The sequence below is a fragment of the Paenibacillus illinoisensis NBRC 15959 genome, assembly GCF_004000925.1.
GTDB lineage: Bacteria > Bacillota > Bacilli > Paenibacillales > Paenibacillaceae > Paenibacillus > Paenibacillus illinoisensis.
In genome coordinates this window covers 17,302-40,852 of record NZ_BIME01000007.1, presented here as the reverse complement: position 1 = coordinate 40,852, position 23,551 = coordinate 17,302, and the positions used below count along the sequence as shown (strand labels likewise).

20 protein-coding genes are annotated in these 23,551 nt (G+C 48.2%); 4 read left to right on the top strand and 16 right to left on the bottom strand.

Features of this window, described 5'->3' with window-relative positions; genetic code table 11:
* Nucleotides 1-265 precede the first annotated feature (265 nt).
* Complete coding sequence (mnmA, locus tag PIL01S_RS17545; protein WP_127538636.1) at nt 266-1,390, top strand: tRNA 2-thiouridine(34) synthase MnmA; 1,125 nt, start codon at nt 266-268, stop codon at nt 1,388-1,390.
* A 133-nt stretch (nt 1,391-1,523) separates the two neighbouring features.
* Here the strand turns inward: mnmA and crcB (PIL01S_RS17540) are convergent, their stop codons facing one another.
* From crcB (PIL01S_RS17540) to PIL01S_RS17525, 4 genes are read right to left on the bottom strand one after another with little or no spacing between them, the layout of a single operon-like run.
* Complete coding sequence (gene crcB, locus PIL01S_RS17540) at nt 1,524-1,883, bottom strand: fluoride efflux transporter CrcB (RefSeq protein WP_127538635.1); 360 nt, start codon at nt 1,881-1,883, stop codon at nt 1,524-1,526.
* Entirely contained in the window at nt 1,880-2,278 is a 399-nt protein-coding gene (gene crcB / locus PIL01S_RS17535) for a fluoride efflux transporter CrcB (RefSeq protein ID WP_127538634.1), read from the bottom strand. Before crcB (PIL01S_RS17535) ends, crcB (PIL01S_RS17540) begins: the two co-directional genes overlap by 4 nt.
* Before the next feature lie 28 nt (nt 2,279-2,306).
* Nucleotides 2,307-3,614: a replication-associated recombination protein A gene (locus PIL01S_RS17530; RefSeq protein WP_127538633.1), complete on the bottom strand. Its 1,308-nt coding sequence runs from the start codon at nt 3,612-3,614 to the stop codon at nt 2,307-2,309.
* Nucleotides 3,615-3,665: 51 nt separating this feature from the next.
* On the bottom strand, nt 3,666-4,544 hold the full coding sequence (locus tag PIL01S_RS17525; RefSeq protein WP_127538632.1) for a LysR family transcriptional regulator: 879 nt from the start codon (nt 4,542-4,544) through the stop codon (nt 3,666-3,668).
* A gap of 138 nt (nt 4,545-4,682) precedes the next feature.
* Here PIL01S_RS17525 and PIL01S_RS17520 point away from each other — a divergent pair, with 138 nt between their 5' ends.
* Both PIL01S_RS17520 and PIL01S_RS17515 read left to right on the top strand, forming a co-directional pair.
* Nucleotides 4,683-5,426 (top strand): SDR family NAD(P)-dependent oxidoreductase, encoded by a 744-nt coding sequence (locus tag PIL01S_RS17520; RefSeq protein WP_127538631.1) that lies wholly within the window; start codon nt 4,683-4,685, stop codon nt 5,424-5,426.
* The gene (locus PIL01S_RS17515; RefSeq protein ID WP_246058404.1) at nt 5,423-6,331 is read left to right on the top strand and encodes a DMT family transporter; all 909 of its coding nucleotides are present in this window, start codon (nt 5,423-5,425) and stop codon (nt 6,329-6,331) included. Before PIL01S_RS17520 ends, PIL01S_RS17515 begins: the two co-directional genes overlap by 4 nt.
* 129 nt (nt 6,332-6,460) lie before the next feature.
* On the opposite strand, the gene PIL01S_RS17510 is transcribed toward PIL01S_RS17515, so the two are convergent.
* From PIL01S_RS17510 to PIL01S_RS17465, 11 genes are all read right to left on the bottom strand, one after another.
* Nucleotides 6,461-8,647, bottom strand: coding sequence for a HelD family protein (locus PIL01S_RS17510; protein WP_127538630.1), 2,187 nt, complete (start codon nt 8,645-8,647; stop codon nt 6,461-6,463).
* Between the two features lie 174 nt (nt 8,648-8,821).
* Nucleotides 8,822-10,549, bottom strand: coding sequence for an ABC transporter ATP-binding protein (locus PIL01S_RS17505; protein WP_127538629.1), 1,728 nt, complete (start codon nt 10,547-10,549; stop codon nt 8,822-8,824).
* Between the two features lie 135 nt (nt 10,550-10,684).
* Nucleotides 10,685-11,983: an NCS2 family permease gene (locus PIL01S_RS17500; RefSeq protein WP_127538628.1), complete on the bottom strand. Its 1,299-nt coding sequence runs from the start codon at nt 11,981-11,983 to the stop codon at nt 10,685-10,687.
* A 167-nt stretch (nt 11,984-12,150) separates the two neighbouring features.
* Nucleotides 12,151-12,909, bottom strand: coding sequence for a tRNA threonylcarbamoyladenosine dehydratase (locus PIL01S_RS17495; protein ID WP_127538627.1), 759 nt, complete (start codon nt 12,907-12,909; stop codon nt 12,151-12,153).
* A gap of 18 nt (nt 12,910-12,927) precedes the next feature.
* Complete coding sequence (gene aspS / locus PIL01S_RS17490) at nt 12,928-14,706, bottom strand: aspartate--tRNA ligase (RefSeq protein WP_095289507.1); 1,779 nt, start codon at nt 14,704-14,706, stop codon at nt 12,928-12,930.
* 216 nt (nt 14,707-14,922) lie between these two features.
* On the bottom strand, nt 14,923-16,176 hold the full coding sequence (gene hisS / locus PIL01S_RS17485) for a histidine--tRNA ligase (protein ID WP_127538626.1): 1,254 nt from the start codon (nt 16,174-16,176) through the stop codon (nt 14,923-14,925).
* 725 nt (nt 16,177-16,901) lie between these two features.
* Complete coding sequence (locus tag PIL01S_RS17480) at nt 16,902-17,348, bottom strand: hypothetical protein (RefSeq protein ID WP_127538625.1); 447 nt, start codon at nt 17,346-17,348, stop codon at nt 16,902-16,904.
* 88 nt (nt 17,349-17,436) lie between these two features.
* The gene (locus tag PIL01S_RS17475) at nt 17,437-17,943 is read right to left on the bottom strand and encodes a type 1 glutamine amidotransferase domain-containing protein (RefSeq protein WP_127538624.1); all 507 of its coding nucleotides are present in this window, start codon (nt 17,941-17,943) and stop codon (nt 17,437-17,439) included.
* Nucleotides 17,944-18,255: 312 nt separating this feature from the next.
* Nucleotides 18,256-18,423 carry a hypothetical protein gene (locus PIL01S_RS29540; protein WP_153979744.1) on the bottom strand — a complete coding sequence of 56 codons (168 nt, stop codon included), beginning with the start codon at nt 18,421-18,423 and terminating at the stop codon, nt 18,256-18,258.
* A gap of 74 nt (nt 18,424-18,497) precedes the next feature.
* Nucleotides 18,498-18,959 (bottom strand): D-aminoacyl-tRNA deacylase, encoded by a 462-nt coding sequence (gene dtd, locus PIL01S_RS17470; protein ID WP_095289486.1) that lies wholly within the window; start codon nt 18,957-18,959, stop codon nt 18,498-18,500.
* 12 nt (nt 18,960-18,971) lie between these two features.
* Nucleotides 18,972-21,149 carry a RelA/SpoT family protein gene (locus tag PIL01S_RS17465; RefSeq protein WP_127538623.1) on the bottom strand — a complete coding sequence of 726 codons (2,178 nt, stop codon included), beginning with the start codon at nt 21,147-21,149 and terminating at the stop codon, nt 18,972-18,974.
* Between the two features lie 373 nt (nt 21,150-21,522).
* Here PIL01S_RS17465 and uraA point away from each other — a divergent pair, with 373 nt between their 5' ends.
* Complete coding sequence (gene uraA / locus PIL01S_RS17460; RefSeq protein WP_127538622.1) at nt 21,523-22,839, top strand: uracil permease; 1,317 nt, start codon at nt 21,523-21,525, stop codon at nt 22,837-22,839.
* A 186-nt stretch (nt 22,840-23,025) separates the two neighbouring features.
* On the opposite strand, the gene PIL01S_RS17455 is transcribed toward uraA, so the two are convergent.
* Entirely contained in the window at nt 23,026-23,538 is a 513-nt protein-coding gene (locus PIL01S_RS17455) for an adenine phosphoribosyltransferase (protein WP_095289483.1), read from the bottom strand.
* Nucleotides 23,539-23,551: the final 13 nt, after the last annotated feature.

Genomic DNA, 23,551 nt, shown 5'->3' with positions numbered 1-23,551 from the left:
GTGATGCAAGACCGTGTTTTTCATGATCCGCCACAGGGGGATATGAATAATACAGATCTCATGCACGTAATCCTCCGTATTCCGATCATAACCCTCAGCTAATGTTAACATATCTGCAAGCTTTATGGAAAAGAAAGATTGACGATATTCCAAATTGTGCGCCTGGAGTGGACACTATCCAAAATTGGCCGGGTGTATCGTAACTTGAGTCCGGTTATGCTAGAATAGAAGCGAAACACATTTATATATAGAAATGGTGATAACGATGTCCAAAACAATTGAGAACACTCGGGTCGTCGTTGGCATGTCCGGAGGTGTCGATTCTTCCGTTACCGCCTTGCTGCTGAAGGAGCAGGGATACGATGTCATCGGCATTTTCATGAAAAACTGGGATGACACGGACGAGTTCGGCCACTGTACCGCTGAAGAAGATTCAGAGGACGTTCGCCGGGTTTGTGAACAGATCGGCATTCCTTATTACACTGTCAACTTCGAGAAAGAGTACTTTGATAAAGTATTTACCTATTTCCTTGATGAATATAAGTCAGGTCGGACGCCAAATCCAGATGTCATGTGCAATCGCGAGATCAAATTTGGCGAATTCCTGAACAAGGCGCTTGATTTGGGCGCTGACTACGTTGCCACAGGGCACTATGCTCGCCTTATCGAAGAAGACGGCACGTTCAAACTGCTGCGTGGCGTAGATAGCAACAAGGACCAGACCTACTTCCTTAATGCATTAAGCCAGAACCAGCTGTCCAAAGCGATGTTCCCGATCGGCCATCTTCCTAAACCGGAAGTACGGAAAATTGCTGAAGCAGCAGGCCTGTATACGGCTAAGAAAAAAGACAGCACAGGTGTATGCTTTATCGGCGAGCGCAACTTCAAGGAATTCCTGAGCAACTACCTTCCTGCCAAAGGCGGAGACATGGTTGATATTGTAACGGGTGAAGTAAAAGGCCGTCATGACGGACTGATGTATTACACCCTCGGACAGCGCCAAGGTTTGGGTATTGGCGGTTCCGGCAATGGTGAACCTTGGTTCGTGGCCGATAAGGATCTGGAGAAAAATCAGCTGCTTGTGGTTCAAGGCGATGCGCACGCAAGCCTGTACTCAACAGGTTTGACGGCTACTGGCGTTAACTGGATTGCTGGTGCTGACCATGTGCCTAACGTACCTTTCCGCTGCACCGCCAAATTCCGTTACCGTCAGCCGGATCAAGGTGTCACTCTGACTTGGCAGGAAGACGGAAGCGTGGATGTACAGTTCGATCAACAACAAAAAGCGATTACCCCGGGACAAGCCGTTGTATTCTATGATGGTGATGTTTGTCTCGGCGGTGGCACGATTGATCAGGTTCAAAAAGTACCTGTACCAGCAATGCAATAATCAGGAAAGCCTTCAATATGTATAGATTATGTGGAATACCCTGTATTCCCATCATAAAAGCCATCTTTCATGTATACCATGAAGGATGGCTTTTTTCCTGCTTTTTCCTGAAAAAAACATTTAAAATTTTTAGTTATGCCGTGAACCAAACGCCAGCAAAGGAGGCAGCTACACCCAGTAAAACGGAACTTACTACATATAGAATAGCTGATGGATACCGTTTCATGGTGAGCAATTGAATCGTTTCATACCCGAAGGTCGAGAACGTTGTATAGGCTCCGCAAAATCCGGTGCCCCACACAACCCAAAGTCCATCCGAGATCATCTCTGATTGATGCCATCCATATAACAAGCCCAGCAGCAGAGAACCACTGATATTAATGATCCAAGTCCCCCATGGAATAGCTGTGCCCAGTTTTCCTGAGATCCATCGCCCCAGACTGTAACGAAGTATGGCCCCCAAAGTACCTGCCAGTCCAATCCAGATCATCATGCTGCACCATCCTGTGACGATTCACCCCGCATGAGCTGTCCAAGCTGGATTCCCAACGCGCAGAGCAGCAAACCCGCGAGCAAACTCGCCACTATATAAATTACGGCCTTCGTCCACATGCCGTTCTCGGATAGGCGGACAATATCCAGCGTAAATGTAGAAAACGTAGTAAATGCACCTGTAAATCCGGTGCCTATCGCAAGACGAAGTTGTGGTGTTATTTTGTCTGGGATGGCGATAGTAAAGAACCAGCCCAAAAACAGGCTGCCAAGCGCGTTAATCAGCAGGACTGCCCAAGGAAAGCCTACATTGGCTGATGGAATCCCCAATTGAATGGCATATCGGGTCAGTGTACCCAAAAATCCGCCAGCGCCTATATACAGAAGCTCTTTCATGTTGTATGCATCCCCCGGGTCATCAATCTTACAGTTCTTTTCTCCGCTGTTGGTTCAGCCTGATTTTCGACTCATTGCCTTGCTCTGTTGCTTCATAGAATACTCTTCGCGAGAGCTGTTTGGGCAGATATTCCTGCTTCACATAGTGCCCCGGATAATTATGAGGGTATTGATAACCTTCATGTCCCAGCTTCACTGCTCCCGAGTAATGGGTATCCCTTAAATGGAGCGGTACCTCAGCCGACTTCACCTCATCGATGGCGCTCATCGCCTTCGAAATGGCCGTGTATACCGCATTCGACTTCGGACTCTCCACTGCGAATAAAATGGCCTGTGCAATATTCAGCTTCGCTTCGGGCCATCCGTTGTTACGGTAGGCATCCAGTGCACCTATAGCTTGGGTCATCGCTTGTGGATTCGCCAGACCGATATCTTCGCTGCTCGCGGCAATCAGACGCCTGATAAATGTCATCGGGTCCATGCCAAGCTTCTCTACTGCGTACAAAAACCAGAACAATGCAGCATCACTTGAACCGCGAATGCTCTTGTGAAAAGCAGACAGCACATCATATTGGGTGGACTCATCCGCCTTCACAATCGGACGACGAATCGACTCCTCTGCCACGGCAAGCGTAATATGAATGGACCCATCCTTCTCAGGCGGCGTGGTCAGCGCAGCCAGTTCCAGCGCATTTAGAGCACGCCGAATGTCTCCATTGGCCATGGTGGCAATATGATCCAGAGCTTCGTCATCTGCCTGCAGTTCCATGAATCCAAGCCCTTTATCGGAATCCGCCAGCGCACGGCGCATTGCAACAAGCGAATGTGCCTTGTTCAGCGACTCGAGCTGAAAGAGGGTTGAACGGCTCATCAAGGCTCCATTCACATAGTGAAATGGATTCTCTGTCGTAGCACCGATAAATATGATGGTGCCCTTCTCCACTGCTGGCAGCAATGCATCCTGACGGGAACTGTTAAAGCGGTGTACCTCATCCAGGAACAATATGGTTTTGGTTCCGTACAGCTGCTTGTTTGTCTGTGCCTGCTCGATAACTTCACGAACGTCCTTCACCGAGGCGTCTACTGCGTTCAGACGAACAAACTCTCCCTGTGTATGCTTGGAGATGATGTGGGCAAGCGTCGTCTTCCCGCAGCCGGGAGGGCCGTATAACAAGATGGACGAGATCTGGTCCGCTTCAATCGCGCGCCGCAGCAGCTTACCTGGTCCAATAATATGTTCTTGTCCAATATATTCATCAAGATGCTCTGGTCGCATGCGATCAGCAAGCAGTCTTGCCTGGGGCTTGGAGTCCTGTTGAAACGAAAATAAATCCACTGCTCATCACTTCCTTAACGGATTGCCTATCCTAGATAGGATCTAAACACCTCAATATTCTCTACTCTCTATCATATCATAATCCCGCGGCAGCATAGCCATAAATGCACCAAGCGCACTGCTGACAAACGCATCCTTGCGTGTAATAAAACGAGTCATCATCCGGCTCATGCCCGCGGGAAGCGAATGCTTGCGAAGTATGCCACTATTCATCTGCTGACGAATAACAATCTCTGGTAACAATGAGATGCCCATCCCCGATGCTACGCCACTGATAATGGCTTCCAATGTGCCAAATTCCATGATTATAGGGCGATTTACCCCGCAGGATAGCAACCACTCCTCTAACGTCTGGCGGTAGGAACATCCCATGCTGTAAACAAGGATCGGTTTACGAGTAAGCTCATCTTCTGGCATTACACCAGATGAAACCACAAACAGTTCTTCATCAAATACATCCAGAGACGCGATCTCGGGATGATCGCATGCACAACCAATAAATGCACCTTCCAATTCATACCCGATAACTTGGTCTATAAGCGCTTGCGAATTCCCAGTAGTCAGTGACAAGGACACCTCAGGATATTGCCTATAATATTCTGCAAAAAGTTCGGGCAAACGCACCGCAGCTGCAGTCTGCGTAGAGCCTATTCGCAATGGACCCGATGGCGCACTTGTCGCCTGAAGCGCTTTGGAAGCATCGTTCAGCAGACCAATGATTTTATCTGCATAACTCATTAGCATCTCTCCCGCTGGAGATAACGTCATTCCCCGGTTGTGACGAATGAACAGCTTGGTGCCCACCTCCGCTTCCAGATGTCTGATCCGGGCCGTGACGTTGGATTGCACATATCCCAGCTTCGAAGCAGCTTTCGTCAAGTTTCCTTCCTGTGCCACACATTGAAATATTCGAAGATCTCCGCTCTCCATCTTATCCCCCACTTCTGACATCATTCAAAATGATGGCCAGTTCACTAACAATCATTATACTCCATGCGCAAACAGGACTACAATTCATGTAGATTCCAAACCAGTTCACCAGCTGGATGATGATAAGGAGTGTTCAACATGACATACTGGAACAACAGAGTAGCCTTAATTACAGGCGGCGGAACAGGCATTGGACGTGCGGTGAGTCTGCTGCTGGCTCAAAAGGGAGCATTGGTTGCTGTCAATTACTCCCGCTCGCGGGATGCGGCAGAAGAAACGGTTCAACAGATCGTGGATGAAGGTGGTCAGGCATTCGCTGTTCAAGCCAACGTTGCTAGTGACACGGACGTCCGGCAGATGGTCGCTACAGTTACCGAAACATATGGCCCCATAACTGCCCTTGTTAACAATGCCGGGATGACCCGGCACATTCCTCTGCAAGATCTGGAATCCGTTACTGAGGATGTCTGGAATGAACTGTATGATGTGAACGTGAAGGGGATGTTTTATTGCGCTCGTGCAGTGACAGAGGGAATGCAGCAGGCAGGCGGCGGCTCGATTGTGAACCTGGGTAGTATTGCGGGCAGCACAGGTTCGGGCTCCTCTCTCCCTTATGCGGTCTCCAAAGCGGCAGTTCACGGCCTGACCTTATCTCTTGCCCACGCACTCTCGCCGCTCATTCGGGTGAATGCCATCGTCCCTGGTGCCGTTGCAACACGTTGGTGGGCCGGAAACGAGGAACGAATGAATCGTCTCGGTGGCTCGTTGTTATTACAGAGAATTTCCTCGCCTGAGGATATTGCGCACATGATATGTGCTGCGCTTGAACAGCCATCCATGACCGGACAGCTGATTACCGTAGATGGCGGTCAGACGTTATGAGCCCTGATAATAAAGCTGACAGCCAAGCAATGAAACCAATGAAATATACAATATGGATCTTGTTAACGACATTCATTATGGGCACTTCTTTTCCAGTTGGCAAAATCGGCATGTTGTATGCTCCACCGTTCCTGCTCATGGGCATGCGTTACGTACTGGCAGGGGGCCTGATGGCCTGGTTTCTGCGGAAACGCCCTCTACCTGCAGGATGGCAAGCCTGGCTAAGAATCATTTTAATTGGCCTGTTCCAATCTGCTGGAGTGATGGGATGCGCATATTACAGCATGAACTGGATTACATCCGGTGAATCTGCCATTCTTACCTTTACCAATCCGTTGCTGGTCATTATCATCAGTGCTTTATTGTATCGGTTAACGTATCGCTTCAGCCAGTGGATGGGTGTAATCCTCGGCCTCGCCGGCGTCCTATTAACCTTTGGCTCGCATATGAGTTTTAGCCCCGGAACCTGGATTGGAATTGGTGGTGCGGTTTCCTTCGCAGTCTCCACATTACTTATTAAACGCTGGGGTGATCGTTACGATACCTTTGTGCTTACCGCGTACCAGATGCTCGCTGGAGGCGCAGTACTGCTTCTGCTTAGCACATGGACTGAACAGCCTTATTTTATGGTGAACCCCACCTCGGTTGCAGTGCTGCTCTGGTTGACGCTTGTATGCTCCATAATCCAGTTCTCACTCTGGTTCTATTTGCTGAAGCATAGTGACCCCGCCCAAACCAGTTCCTATCTGTTTTTGACCCCGTTCTTTGGAGTGTTGTCGAGCTGGATTTTACTGCAGGAACAGGTCCAGTGGTTCGTTGGTGCTGGCGGCATACTCATAGGCGTAGGTATTTTTCTGGTTAATCGTCGTTCAATCTGCACAGAAAAGGAAAGAACGCTCATCTGAAATCCGCAAGCATTCTCCTCCAGTGAGTTGAGATTGTCACACACCAGCAGAAAAAGGCATGCGCTTATGGGATTTTCCCATGAACGACATGCCTTTTATATTCTTGATATTACATTGCTCTACCCATGTTTATTCGGTGTCACTATCCGGCCAACCCTGAATGGTTACCGATTCGCCTTCAGAATGGTGTGTTGCCGCCGCATAAGACGGTAGGTCACCATCATGGAACAGCCACAACTCGTGCAATGCCCTTGTACAGCCCACATACAGCAGCTTGGCATCGCCCGCATTAGACAGATAATGCTGCTCATCCGCATCTGCCACAATAACCGCATCAAACTCTAGTCCCTTGGACAGATAGACAGGTAAAACGGAATGTCCGCCTGTATATTGTTTCTTGCCGCCATCGATCAGGTTCAGGTCCCAGCCCGCATCCAGAAGTTCACGATGAAGCTCAACCGCTTCATGCAGGGTACGCGTCAGAATGGATACTGTGCGGTAGTCTTTCACCGTTAACAGCTTCAAAGCCCGTTCAAGACTCTTCGTTCTTCCTTCACCCTCATAGACTAATGTTCGAACCGGATCTCCGCTCCGGAAGACAGGAATCGCCGTAATTCCGCTTTTGACCCCACGTTCCAGTATCGTATTGGCATAATCAATAATTTCCATGGTAGAACGATAGCTCCGGGTCAAGGCAAAATATGCATTTTGCTCGTCGGGAAACAGGGTGCTCATCTCTTCCCATGCATGAACCCCGCGATACTCATGAATACCTTGGGACAAGTCACCCAGGATGGTGAAGGAATGTCCTTTGACAAACAGATCCAGCAGAGCGACGTGAAATGGCGAGAAATCCTGCGCTTCATCAATCACGACATGATCGAATCGTTCAGCTCCTTCAATATCATGAATAAGTGTGTGAATATACACGAGCGCAGGCAGATCCTCTTCACGAATAACATCCTGCTTCAGATCTGCTGTCGTCTGCTTCATCACACCTTTGGGAATAAGACTGCTTAGTGAAGCAGGCACTGAGCCACCCTTAGCAGCCTTGAACAGCTGTTTATATAGCGTAAGCGGTTCATATTGGGGCCACTTTTTGGCATATGCTTTTTCACGTGTCGCTGCTTTCTTTTTGCGTTCTTTACGCACGCTCTCGGGACAAGGCTTCTTGAGTTCCATTTCGATCCAGCGGTGGATCCGCGCCATTACGCGCTCCTTACGTTTAGCCAGTGGGTAGTGCTTATATTCTTCGCTAAACCAGCTTTCGATCTCTGCCTTGCTAAGTACCGCACCGTCCCAGGGACTGAAGTCCAGATCGGGTACCGATTCCTCCTCCATGCCTGACAGCCATTCCTGAATGAGTTTCATGAAGCGTATCGAGCCCTTATAACGCCCAGGTACGTCATCATTCAATTCGGGACGTGCATCCGGCGTTTCAAACCAGGTATTCAGTGTCTCCGACGTATCTGCCAGAGGCATTTCCAATCCCAGCAGATTCATCGCCCAATCCGGGAACGTGCGCTGCTGAATATCTCCAACGCCGAGTTCCGGAAGTACATCCGAGATGTAATCGAGGAACATGTGGTTGGGTGCGAAGATAACCATCTTCTCTGCAGATACCTGCTCTTTGTACTGATACAGCAAAAAGGCCAGCCGGTGCAGGGCAACGGTTGTTTTTCCCGAACCCGCCACACCCTGAATAATCAATGCGGTGTTTCTCGCCGCACGAATGATCTGATCCTGTTCTGCCTGAATGGTAGATACGATGTCACGAAGCTTGTTATCCTTGTTCTCTCCCAGCCGATAAACGAGAAACTCATCCGATACGGCCGGCTGATCGCTATCCCGGTTATATGTGTCTGCAACACGCTCCAATATCCGCTGCCGGATGACAACGTTTCGTTTCAGATAAACCAGGCCTTCAATCAGGCCTTCCGGTGCTTCGTAGGTTGCGGAGGCTTCCCCTCCGGTAAATGAGTAAAACAGGCTCGCGACAGGAGCGCGCCAGTCGATGACGAGCGGATGCTCTCCCACCTCTTCGCGGTCTACGCCGACTTTGCCAATATACAGCGGCTTCCGTGCACCGCTGCCCTGTTCTTCGAAATCCAAGCGTCCGAAATAGGGTTGCTGCGCGCTCTTGGACAAGGCGGTGCGGCGCTCTTCGCGTCCGGCTTCCAGCACTTGTTCGGTGAAATCGTGGCCAGTATAAACCGGTATATTCTTCAGCCGTTCCAGCTGACGATCCACTTCCTCCATCGTTCGCTCTAACCTGTACTCTTCTTCTTGATAGGCACTTTGAAAGCTGTCTGACATGTTTCAGTTACCTCCTAAGAATATGTTTTTTTGCATAGCCAATCTGACGACACAAAAGGATACCCACTATATCATATTGAATGGCAAAAAGCTACAGCTAACAGGACGAAAAGACAAATGAACCGCTGTTCCCGTCCTATAAGACGATAGAACAACGGTTCACATCGTTATCAATTAATACTCCTCGGGCTCTGGCTTCCCATCTTGTGCAACAAATTGTTTCTGAGCCAGCTCACGATATACTGGATGCGTGCTGATTAGCTCTGCATGTGTACCCGTCCCGTTGACATGGCCCTGCTCCAGTACAACAATCTGATCCGAATCCACAACTGTAGACAAACGATGTGCAATTACAACGGTTGTCCGTCCCTCCATTAAATTCGAAAGGGCTTGCTGCACCTCATGTTCCGAAGTACTGTCCAGACTGGACGTTGCCTCATCAAGCATGAGGATATCCGGACTGCGCAGCAGTGCCCTGGCTATGGCAATGCGCTGACGCTGACCGCCCGAAAGCTTGATTCCGCGTTCCCCCACCTCGGTCTCGTAACCCTGGGGCAAGTTATCAATAAATGCGGACGAGTATGCCATGTCTGCAGCGTGCCGAATCTCGTCCATACTTGCTTCTCGTCCAAGCCCATAGGTAATGTTGTCCTTGATGGTACCTGCCATTAGCGGACTCTCCTGTGAAACATATCCGATCTTGCTGCGCCAGGAGGCGAGCGAATAATCCCTTATGTCTTGTCCTCCGTAAGTTATGTTACCCGAACTGGGAAGGTAAAACTGCTCAAGCAGTGAGAATAAGGTTGATTTGCCGCTGCCGCTGGGACCGACGATCGCCGTCACTTTACGCGCTGGAACGGTTAAATGGATACCGTGCAGGACTTCTTCTCCTGTGACATAGGCGAAATGCAGGTTGTTGAATGCAATGGTCTCGTTGCCTTTTGGAGCTAATTTCACACTGTGTTTTGGTTCTTCTTCATGTGCAAGAATAGCCTGAATGCGTTCAGTTGCACCGACCACTTTTTGCAAACGCGAATACAGTGTCGTGAACTGCCCCATCGGCATAATAACCTGGAACAGCAGCAGGATAAAGGCCACCAGTTCCCCGGGTGATAACATTCCAGATGCTACCCGCATACCACCAACCCCCAGAATAACAACTAAAACAGCGGTCATGACAAAGGTAAAGAGCGGTCCGATCAGCGCCAGGATTCTTGCCTCCTGCAAACCAAAAGCAAACATTTTGCCAATGCGGGAATGTCCCGCTTCCGCCTCCTGTTTTTCGGTGCCATACGCTTTTACCAATCGGATCTCACTAATGACCTGGCTCAGCACGGAAGTGAGGCCAGCCATCTCATCCTGCTGCTTTTTGGAGATTTTGTACATTTTACGTCCAACCGGCAGCAGAATCAGCAGCGTTAACGGTACCAAGCTCAAGATAATGAGCGACATGACCCAATCCAGATAAAATAGCAGAGCTACCCCGCCCACCACCGCAACGATATTGGATACAAAGGAGACCAGATAATCGGCAATCAGCGTCATGATCTGGCTTGTATCATTGGTGATGCGGCTCATTGTATCCCCTGTACGATTACGATCAAAATAGGGCATTGGCAGGGATAACACTTTGTTCCACAGCTTCGTTCGCAGTGTTGCAACCACGCGTTGTCCTGCATAATTCAACATATAGATGCTGATGCCCGAAGCAATCGCCTGAATGACAAAAGCGCCAAGCAGGAGAAAAATGACGGATTTATTGAGTGTAGACATCGTTAGTCCATCAATGAGGCCCTTGGTCATCAGTGGAACAATTAACCCAGCCGTAGTCTGAATGAGGGTCAGAATCAATGCGACGATTAAAATGAGTTTGGGAGGTTCTGTGGAAGCAATCAGCTTCACGAAATCTTTGAATCCCTTTTTCCCAGCTTCGGTTCAACCCAGTCCGTCTCTTCCTTCTCTTCCATTCCCCGTTCCTCCATTCTCCACCTGTTCACTAGACATTACACGAATGATTTGTCCGTATGTCTCAACTTATTACAATACGCCATGCAGAACAAAGTTGGCCAGAAACAGAATGGCAATGCCATACATGACCACAGGCACCTGTTTCCCCTGACCTGCGGCTAGCTTCGCTAGTGGATAGGCAATGAAGCCAAACGCCATGCCGTCCACAATGCTATACGTAAAGGGAATCATGACCATAATCAGAAATGCCGGGAATGCCTCTGTAAAGTCACCAAAATCCATATCCTTCACACCTTGCACCATCAAACCGCCAATGATGATCAAAATGGGGGCTATTGCACTGTCCGGAATATACCCGAGCAGCGGAATGAAGAAAAAAGTCGCCCCGAACAGCACGGCTGTAACGAGCGGTGTCAAGCCCGTGCGTCCGCCTGCTGCAATCCCGGCCGTAGTCTCTGCCGCAGCTACAGGAGGGCTGCTCCCGAATATACCTGCCAATACCGTACTGATCGACAGAGCGCGCAGGCTGCCTTTGAAACGCTGCGGGCGATCAATCATTTGCGTCTGAGCCGTAATCAATCCGATATTTTCGAATACAACAATCAGCAGCAGCAAAAAGACAGCAATCCAGAACGCAACATCAGCCAGCTTCATCAGGGACAATTCGCCAAATAACCCGCCGTATTGACGCAGCGCCTCCATCGCGGACACTGGTTCACCCGGATTCACTGCACCTAGCACATAGGCAAGTCCAGTCCCGATCAGAATACTGATGAGAAGTCCGCCCTGAATATTACGTATGAATAGAATCACAGCAAGCACCAGTGTTACGCAGGCCGTAATGACATTAGGATCATTGAAATGCCCAATTGCTACGAACGTGGTCTGGTGAGCAATAACTATTCCGCTTTTCTGCAAACCAATAAAGGTCAAAAATAGGCCAATTCCCACCGTAATCCCATGCTGCAGGTTTTTCGGTATGGCTTCGCTGATCAATTTATATAGGGATGTAAATGCAACGATTGCAAAAAGTATACCTGTAACGGCCACCACGGCCAGTGCTTCCTGCCAGCTCAGCTTCATGGAATGTACGAGTGTGTACGTAAAAAATGCATTAATCCCCATTCCGGGTACAACCACAATAGGTGATTTACCGCCGAATGCCATCAGCAAGCAACCCGCAATAGACGTCAGCAGTGTGCCTACCATCGCTGCCTGTAAAGGCATGCCAGCATCTGCCAGAATTGTAGCATTGACCATCACGATATAAACGACAGCAAAATAAGAGATGGCTCCAGCCACAATCTCTTTTTTCCACTGGTCCCCCGGCTCCACACCAAGACGTCTGGTCATCCAACCTTGTTTCATCCGTTCTGTTCCCCTCTCTCTATGTACACTGCCATTTCTCTATATATTTATCATCATTTCGCGCAGCACCACATATCATACACGGTTTTGGGATTGAAGTACATCACGCGACGACTATAAAAAAAGCGCAGGCGCCATGTAGGCACCTACGCTTTTCGCTCAACAGGTTACTGTTGTTTTTTCACTGCATTTTCAATCAATTCCTTGACTGCCACACTGACCATGATCAGTCCGGCTACCGGAGGAACAAACGCGTTACTCGCTGGTGGCTGTTTTGCCTTGCGAATTTCCGGTGCGTTCTCAGGAACGATCTTTTGAGTAACATCTTCACGCGGCTTTAATGGCTCCTCCGTAGAGAAGACCACTTTGACCCCTTTTTTGATGCCTTCTTTGCGCAGTTTTGTACGAACTACACGGGCAATCGGGTCCATGGACGTTTTGGAAATATCCGCGACTTGGAATTTCGTAGGGTCCATTTTGTTCGCCGCACCCATGCTGGAAATCACGGGAATCTTACGTTTGAGGCATTCCTTAATGAGATGGATTTTGTAGATGATCGTGTCGGATGCATCCAAGACATAATCCAGTTCATATTTAAACAGTTCCTCATACGTTTCTTCCGTGTAAAACATGTTCAAGGCGATGGCATCAATCTCAGGGTTAATGAGCTTGACCCGGTCCACCATCAGATCGGCTTTTTTCTGACCAACGGTCGTGGTCAACGCGTGAATCTGGCGGTTAACGTTGGTGATGTCCACCACATCCTTGTCGATCAAGATGATGCGTCCAACCCCGCTGCGAGCAAGGGCTTCAACGGCTATACCGCCCACGCCGCCAATACCAAGCACGGCAACTGTACTATTTTTCAAAGCATCCAGACCTTCAGGTCCGATTGCCAGCTCTGTTCTTGAAAATTGATGGAGCATTGAGAATCGATGCCTCCTTTATTTCTTTTCCGCCACCGGTTTACGGGCTACACGGATATGAAGTTGTTCCAACTGGGCTCCGTCCACTTCAGAAGGTGCGTTCATGAGCAGATCGGTTGCACTTGCCGTTTTCGGGAAGGCAATGGTTTCACGCAGGTTTGTACGGCCTGCCAACAGCATAACGAGACGGTCAAGACCAAAGGCGATACCGCCATGTGGTGGAGTTCCGTATTCGAATGCTTCAAGCAGATAACCGAATTTCTCATTGGATACTTCTGGAGAAAGGCCAAGGGCAGCGAACATTTTCTCTTGCACGTCACGTTTGTAGATACGCATTGAACCGCCACCTACTTCATAACCATTCAGAACAAGGTCATAAGCTTGAGCACGAATCGCACCCGGGTCTGTATCGAACAGAGCCACATCTTCGTCTTTTGGACGAGTGAACGGATGATGTTCTGCCACGTAACGTTTCGCATCTTCATCATATCCAAGTAGTGGGAAGTCCACAACCCAGGCAAATTTGAATTTGCTGTCATCAATCAGACCAAGTTGACGACCGATTTTCAGACGCAGTGCACCCAGAACGTCTGCAACCACTTTTTTGTTGTCCGCAGAGAAGAGCAGCAAGTCGCCTTCTTCAGCGCCAGTGCGTTCTTTTACCGCTTCAATCTCTTCCGGTGTAAAGAATTTCACGATTGGGCCTTTGAATTCGCCGTCTTTCACTTGAATCCACGCCAGACCTTTGGCACCATAACGTGCTGCGAATGGTCCGAGATCGTCGATCTCTTTGCGGCTCCACGTGCCACAGCCTTTGGCATTCAGTACTTTCACTTCTCCACCTTTTTCGATGACAGAAGCAAATACTTTTACACCACTGTTCGCTACGATATCGTTCATTTCCACCAGCTCCATGCCAAAGCGCAGATCCGGTTTGTCTGAACCGTATTTACCCATCGCATCTGCATACGTAATCCGTTGGAATGGCAGCTCTAACTCAATGCCTTTCGTTTCACGCAGCAATTTGGCCATCAGCTCTTCCATCATCGGCAGCAGGTCATCCTGTTCCAGGAAGGAAGTCTCGATGTCGACTTGTGTGAACTCAGGTTGACGGTCTGCACGCAGATCCTCATCCCGGAAGCAGCGGGCGATTTGATAATAACGCTCAAGTCCGCCGACCATCAGCAATTGTTTGTAGATTTGCGGAGACTGCGGCAGAGCGAAGAATTCACCTTCATGCACACGGCTTGGTACGAGATAGTCACGCGCACCTTCCGGGGAGCTCTTCGTAAGAATCGGTGTTTCCACTTCAACGAACTCTTCTCCATCCAGGTAGTCACGGAATACTTTGGACGCTTTGGAACGCAATTTCAATGTTTCGTACATTTCCGGACGACGCAGATCCAGATAACGATATTTCAAGCGAAGGGACTCATCGACTTCCACACCATCCTCAATGAAGAATGGCGGCGTTTTTGCCGCGTTCAGCACTTCGATTTCCGTAATCTGAACTTCAATTTCACCTGTAGGCAGGTTTTTGTTCACGGTCTCTTCATCACGTTTAACCACTTTACCCGATACGGCGATAACATACTCACTACGTACCCGGTCAGCAATTTGCAGAGCTTCGCCGGAGTAGGCCGGGTTAAATACCACTTGTACAATACCGCTGCGGTCACGCAGATCGATAAACAGTACGCCCCCCAGGTCACGGCGGGTCTGTACCCAGCCGTTCAATGTTACGGTTTCGCCGATGTGTGCGGTCGTTAATGCGCCGCAATGATGACTTCTTTTCATAACCAAACTCCTCATTATGTGAATTTCCGTTCTGTGCAAGTAGGTCAAGACCATTACTTTAACAGCGCGGTTGCGTGAAGACGATGTATTGAAAGGCGTTGTACTTACGGGAGCTGTAACATTCTTGGACAAAATCCACATTGAATGGCTTCCAGGCCCTGTAAGGCTGCCGAATCATATTGATATTATATTTAACTTACTCTGGCTTGTACGAGCTTATCTGGCTCCCTGAATCGTTGTGATCAGCTCTTCCAGTTTCACGGTTTGCTGTTCACCTGTATCCATCGCTTTGAGTGCAATCTCTCCACGTTCCAGCTCATCATCACCAAGAATCGCCGTATAACGGGCTTTGTAACGATCTGCTGATTTCATTTGAGCCTTCATCTTGCGCCCCAGATAATCACGTTCACCCGAAAGACCGGACTGACGAAGTTTGAACAACAGACGGTTTACTTCCCGATCTGCTGCTTCTCCAAGAGCAACAAAGTACACATCAAGTGGAGTGAGGGCACTTACATTAATGTTTTGGTGTTCCAGAATCAGTTGAATGCGTTCCAGACCGATACCAAAACCGATGCCCGGTTGATCCGGTCCGCCGATATCTCCAACGAGGCCGTTATATCTGCCGCCGCCACCTACGGTATCAATGGCACCAATCCCCTGGGCCTTCAATTCAAATGCTGTCATGGTGTAATAATCCAGTCCGCGCACAAGACGCGTATTCACTGCATAGTCTACGCCGAAATCATCCAGGAAACCTTGAACTTTGGCAAAGTGGTTTGTTGCTTCCTCGTCCAGGCTATCCAGAATGGAAGGCGCACCGACAAATTTGTCCTGATCTACCTTACAATCGAGGACGCGAAGCGGATTGCGTTCCATGCGATTTTGGCAATCCTTGCACAAGGTGTCCTTCATCGGTCTCAGGAAGCCCAGCAGCTCTTCACGATAGGCAGCACGGCTTGCCGCATTACCCACCGAGTTCACTTCAACTTTGACATCCTTCAACCCCAGCTCAACACAGAACTGATAACCAAGTGCGATAACCTCTGCATCAATTGCCGGATCTACTGCTCCGAATGCCTCTACCCCGAACTGGTGGAACTGACGCTGGCGTCCTGCTTGCGGACGCTCATAGCGGAACATGGGACCTACATAATAAAGTTTCGTTACGTCTGGCTCCCCATAGAGCTTATTCTCTACAAAAGCACGTACAACACCAGCAGTTCCTTCCGGACGAAGTGTCATGCTGCGATCGCCCTTATCCTTGAACGTGTACATTTCTTTTTCAACGATGTCAGTTGTTTCGCCTACCCCTCGCTCAAACAGTGAAGTCTGTTCAAAAATGGGTGTACGGATCTCCCGGTAATTAAAACGGCGACACAGATCCTTAATTTTCTCTTCGACAAACTGCCACTTCTCCACTACGCCCGGCAGTAAATCCTGTGTTCCCGTTGGTTTCTGAAAAGCCATCTTGCATCCCTCCAGCCTCTATTTTCTCTATATAACAAAAAAATCCCTCGCCCTGTCGCTGCATACAGCAAACAAAGGGACGAGAGATTGTGTATATACATTCACCCGTGGTACCACCCACATTCCGGAACTCCTGACACTTTCGCCGTTCAGGTGATCATCTGATCATGAAAGACTGCATTATCGCAATCCGATCAAACCATCGTTCCGCTCTACGTGTAACGCACGTCCTGCGCAGGCCGGCTAATGGCTATCAGAATCAGCTCTGATGTGTTCGCCGTCTGTTCTCGGGGAAGTCATTCGTCCGCTCATCAAGAGAATCCTTACAGCCAAGGGATTCCTCTCTGTTCATGTGGGCACGGAGTACTTGGTCCCGTCATCAAATCAGTAATATAATTCAAGAAAACGACTGATATTGACTATAGTCAACATATTATTTTCTGATTGTAATGAACCGCAGTACTAAAGTCAAGGGCTAACATCAAAAGACAGCAAAAAAAAGCCTGCACACGGTGTGCAGGCTCAAAGGATATATAAAAAAAGGGGGTCATGCTTGTTATTATAAACGCCCTATGTTAAAGCCTTATGTAACTAATATTACAGTAATATTACAAAAATGATAGCGCTTTATAATTATAAAAGTAAACTTATACAGAAGAGCCCTTGTGATCGCGCTGACATCAAATGAAGTCAGGCGTCGCAGGGGCTCTTCCATGATCTACACGTTAATTCAATTCTTCCACATAGGCATTGTTGGAGCGAAGCTTATGAACAATTTCATCATAATCCTCATCCTGGACTTTGGCAGACAAAACATAATGCAGATCATCATAATCGTCCGAGGAGACGTCTGCCGCTCTGAGCAGGTCACCGTCCGCATTCACATTGTCGCGCACATCCCGGTCAGCATTACGATCCACATTACTAACCACTGGAACAACATTCTCACTTGCCGGAACTCCAGGCGCTGTACCCACACCCATGGCTCCATTTGTACCTGCGCCACCCGCCGTATTATAAGGCACCAGCGGTAGCAAGATGCGTTTGTCTCTGCCAATCGCACTGTCCAGCTGTCCTACCTCCAAATGCTCGGTACGAAACGTCTGAAGTGAAGTTCTAGCACCCTCCGCCTCATCTTCGGTTCGAAAATATGCCTGAATATGCTTTGCCATGTCAAACCCTCCTTTGTCGGAATAAATTACATCATGTATTTGTGCAGATTAACTTGATAAACAAGTTAAATCGTTTACCTGTGACCGATTATATGACTTTCAACAGTTCACGAACAAATGCAGGCTCATCGGCTGGTGTTCTCGATGTAATGTAATTGCCGTCCACTACAGCCTCATGATCTTTAAATTCAGCACCTGCATTGACCATATCATCCTTAAGTGGAGGATAGGACGTAATGGTTCGCCCTTTGAGCAGGTCAGCGCTGGCCAGAATTTGCGGGCCATGGCAGATTGCTGCGATTGGCTTCTTCGCACTGTTAATCTCCGTTACAAACTTCAGGATGTTTGCATCCGTGCGCAGATTTTCAGGAGAAGATCCCCCTGGAATGACCACAGCGTCATAATCTGAAGCCGACACTTCTGCAATCGCCTTGTCTGAAGTATAGGAAGCCTTGCCACCTTTACCTTTGAGCGTTTCTCCTGCCTTCAAACCGATGATTTCCACTTCGTGTCCGGCTTTTTTCACCTCATCATATGGAACCTGCATTTCCGAATCTTCAAAATCATTCGCCAATAAAAAAGCAACTTTACTCATAACGTACGTTCTCCTTTCCGTGTTCGAAAAATCTTTTCATATTCGGGTTTTGCAGAATTTAGTAATCTACAAATTCAGTAAATCCATGTACAAACCCTGAACCTCGGCACGATCCTGTGCCTCGTGTTGTTATTACCCTAACTGCAGCTGTTTATAACAGCTTAAGTAATCGATAATTGAGTTTCTTCCCAACACGGAAACAAAAACATCACATAAAAAAGCCCTGATTCAAGTATCGAATCAAGGCTTTCGGCTCTGCTGCTATACGAGTAAGCTTTCAACATATAAAATGACTGCTTGCTTTCATCTTAACTAGGCACGCGGCAGGTGACTCTGTTCTCCCTTGTCCGAATCCTGGGTAGACCAGATCGTAGCCACGCATTCAGAAGCTGCGCGAGCCAACTTTAGCGACTCATACAGATTCCCGGGAATAAGCAGTGGTTCCATACGGGAACGTGTTATCTTGGCAGATTGACGCATAGTGAGAGATACTCCTTTAATCAGCTTATGCTAGTACTAGAACTATCCCTCATTATGGCCTGATCCCGGGTGAATTATGCACGTGCTTCCTGACGGAGAGGGCTCTCCAGCATTAAAGTCACGGGCCCCCAGTTGGTGAAGGACACATCCATCATGGCTCCGAATCTCCCTGTTTCCACCTGAATGCCTTTATCCCTCAATAGTTGATTAAAGGTCTCATATAACACCTCAGCCGCTTCTGGCCGGGCTGCAGCCGCAAAACTCGGGCGTTTCCCTTTGCGACAGTCGCCATATAGAGTAAATTGCGAGACCGAAAGGACTGCGCCACCCACATCCATCAGGCTAAGATTCATCTTTTCCTGATCATCCTCGAAAATGCGAAGTCCTGCCACCTTGTCTGCAAGATACACCGCATCTTTCTCCGTGTCTTCATGAGTAATACCTACGAGCAGCATGACCCCGGATTCAATCCGTCCCGTTATTTCGTCACCAACTGTAACCTGAGCCTCTTTGCAACGTTGTACAAGCACTCTCATCTGACAGGCTCCTTACTGCATAATCCGATGCACGGAATAGACATCTTTTACCCGTTTGATCCGTTCGACGACAGAATGCAGATGCTCTGTATTGCGGATCAGGATTGTAACGTGCACCAATGCTAATTTATTTTTGTCTGTCCGTCCGGTGACGGCAGATATATTGGTTTTACTTTCGGAAACGGCCTGAAGCACTTCATTGAGCAGTCCATTGCGATCATGTCCGGTAATCTCAATATCGACACTGTAGTTGGCCTCGATATTTTCTTCCCATTCCACCTCAATGACGCGTGCTGCTTCCTCTCCATCCCCGCTTGAAGGAATGTTCGGACAGTCGCTGCGGTGCACGGATACCCCACGTCCGCGCGTAACGTAACCGATAATGTCATCACCCGGGACAGGATTACAACAGCGTGCAAAGCGAACGAGCAAGTTATCGATGCCTTTGACACGTATGCCGTTGGTAGGACGATTCTTGCGCTCAGGTGCAGGCTTCAGCTCCCGCATTTCGGAATTCAATTCGAGCAAGCTCGACTCTTCCTGTTCCTTGCGCAATTTCTCGGTCGCTTTGGTTACGATCTGCGCAGCAGTAATACCACCGAATCCAACCGCTGCAAGCATGTCATCAATATCGTTAAATGCATATTTTTTGCATGCTTCCATCAATTTGTCATCCGTCATCCACGCAGAAGGATCAAGCCCCATACGTTTCAGCTCGCGCTCACAGCTTTCGCGGCCTTTTTCAACGTTTTCTTCGCGGCGTTCCTTCTTGAACCACTGCTTGATCTTGGCTCTCGCATGAGATGATTTCGCAATTTTGAGCCAATCCTGACTTGGACCATATGAATGTTTGGACGTCAAAATCTCAATGATATCTCCAGTCTTCAGATGGTAATCAAGTGGAACGATACGACCGTTGACTTTGGCTCCAATTGTACGGTTACCCACTTCGGTATGAATTCTGTACGCAAAATCCAGCGGCACGGAACCTGTAGGCAGCTCAATGACTTCACCTTTTGGCGTAAATACAAATACCAAATCAGAGAAGAAATCCATCTTAAGGGATTCGACAAATTCAGATGCATCCTGCGCTTCATTTTGAAGCTCAAGAATTTCCCGGAAGAACGTAATTTTATCTTCAAAATTATTTCCGGTTGCTGCACCTTCCTTATAGGCCCAGTGGGCCGCAATCCCGAATTCGGCAGTACGGTGCATATCCCATGTCCGAATCTGAACTTCAGTCGGCTCCCCATTCGGGCCAACCACCGTTGTATGGAGCGATTGGTACATGTTAGCCTTAGGCATTGCAATATAATCCTTGAAACGCCCAGGCATCGGTTTCCATAATGTGTGTATAATGCCGAGGGTAGCATAACAATCTTTGATATTATCCACAATAATACGAATCGCAAGCAGATCGTAGATTTCGTTAAACTGCTTGTTCTTCGTTGTCATTTTTTTGAACACACTGTAAATATGTTTCGGACGACCAGACAGATCTGCCTGAATTCCCATCTCATCAAGCTTGGTCGTGATTCCATCCATCACCGTATCGATGTACTGCTCACGTTCTGCACGCTTCTTGTGCATCAGATTTGCAATACGGTAGTATTGCTGCGGATTCAAATAACGGAGAGCAATGTCCTCCATTTCCCATTTGATCGCAGATATACCCAAACGGTTGGCAATGGGACAGAAAATCTCCAGCGTCTCATAAGAAATCCTGCGCTGGCTTTCTTCCGATTGAAATTTGAGTGTCCGCATATTGTGCAGGCGGTCAGCCAATTTGATAACGATGACACGGATGTCCTGCGCCATGGCGATGAACATTTTACGATAGTTTTCGTTCTGCTGCTCTTCCTTGGAGCGGAACTGAATACGTTCCAGCTTCGTCAAGCCGTCAACAAGCATGGCACACGTATTGCCGAAATGAGTGCGGATTTCCTCAAGCGATACCGTAGTGTCTTCTACAACATCATGAAGAAGCGCTGCTATTATGGAGATGGTGTCCATCTGCATGTTCACAACAATGTCGGCAACCGCAAGCGGATGCAGAATATACGGTTCTCCCGATTTTCGCGTCTGTCCATGGTGGGCCTGATCAGCAAATTCGTAGGCTTCACGTATGCGCACCAGATCGGGTTCTTTGATATAAGCTCCGGCCTTCTCGAGTAATTGCTCTATGCCCATTCTGATCTGTTCCGTGTCCTTTCTATACAAAATGGAACCCGTGACAAATGCATCAACACAGGTTCCCCGTAAAAGTAATTTCCTATAATTATGACGCTTCGCCCGTTTCCCGTCAACTGCTGACGAATAAGAGCATATATCCAATTTTTTTAAAAGAATTTATGACTGGCCCATCCATGTCTCCATAATCCGCTTAACCGGATTGAACCGTGCCATTATCTTAAATATTATGGCCATTTATATACGAAATAGAATCAATATTTGCTAAAAAACGTACATTCGAAGCCGAATCGCAAAAAATGTTATTGCTTAATTAAGAGAAACTCTGTAATCTATTGAAGATTTGTGTTTCGGAAAAGGAGATGAATGTTCATTGCAACGCGAAATTCAGGTTAATCAGAAGATGCCACTAGGATCTGGGTCCCTGCTCAGTCTGCAGCATTTGTTTGCCATGTTTGGCAGCACGGTGCTTGTACCCAACCTGTTCGGGGTTGATCCAAGCATGATCCTGTTGATGAACGGTATCGGAACATTGCTTTACATATTAATGTGCAAAGGAAAAATACCAGCATACCTGGGTTCCAGCTTTGCTTTTATCGCGCCCGTTACAGTTGTTATAGAATCGCATCCGGGTAACGGCTACTCCATGGCCCTCGGAGCATTTATTATAACAGGCATTGTATTCTGTCTTGTCGCTCTTATTATCAAATATGCCGGGACAGGCTGGATTAATGTTGTGTTCCCTCCGGCAGTCATGGGAGCCATCGTAGCCCTGATCGGTTTGGAACTCGTGCCTGTTGCAGCAGGCATGGCTGGGCTGATCAACTCTGACCCTGTGAACAACCCCAACTGGGTTCCTCAGGCCAAGCCCATTATTTTATCCATGGTAACTCTCGGTATCACTGTAATCGGAGCCGTAACCTTCCGCGGATTCCCCAAAATCATTCACATTCTGATCGGAATTGTATCCGGATATGTACTTGGGTACTTTATGGATGCAATTGAAACGGAAAAGATTGCAAGTGCTGATTTGATTTCCATGCCAACGGTCACCACACCAACGTTTGACTGGTCCGTTATCTTCACTATTTTGCCCGTAGCTCTCGTAGTTATTGTAGAGCACATCGGACATTTGCTCGTAACGAGCAGCATTGTGGGCAAGGATCTCTCCAAAGACCCTGGTCTCCATCGTTCCCTGCTCGGAAATGGAGTTTCCACTATCCTGTCCGGTTTTGTTGGATCCACGCCGAATACGACCTATGGTGAAAATATCGGTGTTATGGCACTTACAAGAGTTTATTCCACTTACGTTATTGGTGGCGCAGCCATCATAGCGATCGTGCTCTCGTTTTCAGGAACATTCTCGGCGCTTGTTGCCAACATTCCGGTTCCGGTCATGGGTGGTGTATCCCTGCTTCTGTTCGGTGTCATTGCCGCATCCGGTCTGCGTATTCTGGTCGAGCAAAAAGTAGACTTTGCCAAACCAACGAACCTCTTGCTGACAACGCTTGTACTTGTGATCGGACTCAGCGGAACTCAGGTATCCATTTATGGAGTACAATTGAAAGGCATGGCACTGGCTACTATTGTAGGAATCCTGCTGAGCCTGTTATTCAAATTGTTCGAAGTACTCGGATGGTCTAATGACCAGTCGGAAAAACAGCCACTGACAGAGAAAACCCCGGACTAATGTCCTTGGTCGGATCATAATCATCCGCATTCGGGTTACCAACAAACATAGATACCAAAAAGCCTGCTCTCTCAATTCTTAGGAAATGAGAAAGCAGGCTTTTTAATAATCATTAATGCTGTATATTATTTCCCGGGAAACGGGAGATGCACTTTAAAGTGATAAGACAGCACGCATGCAGGGATCTTAGTAATTCATCAGCGTAAATACATCGATCTCCGGCAATTTGGCACGTCCATTCAGGTCAGACAGTTCAATCAGGAATGCCGCACCTACAACTTTGCCTCCCAATTGTTCAATCAGGTTAACGGAAGTTGCAATCGTTCCACCCGTTGCCAGCAAATCGTCAGCAATCAGGACGTTTTGTCCTTTTTCAATTGCATCGGTATGCATCGCAAGTGTATCCTTGCCATATTCGAGATCATAACCTACTTCAATCGTCTCTCCAGGCAGTTTTCCACTTTTGCGAATCGGAGCAAAGCCGACACCAAGAGCGTATGCCAGAGGGGCGCCCACAACGAAACCACGTGCTTCAGGTCCAGCAATGACATCAATTTTGAGATCAGAAACCATTACTTTCAGCTCATTGATTGCCTTGCGGTACATTTCTCCATCCTTCAGCAATGTCGTAATGTCCTTGAAGCTGATTCCCGGTTGTGGAAAGTCAGGAATGACACGAATATACTCTTTAAAATCCAAAATAATCTCCTCC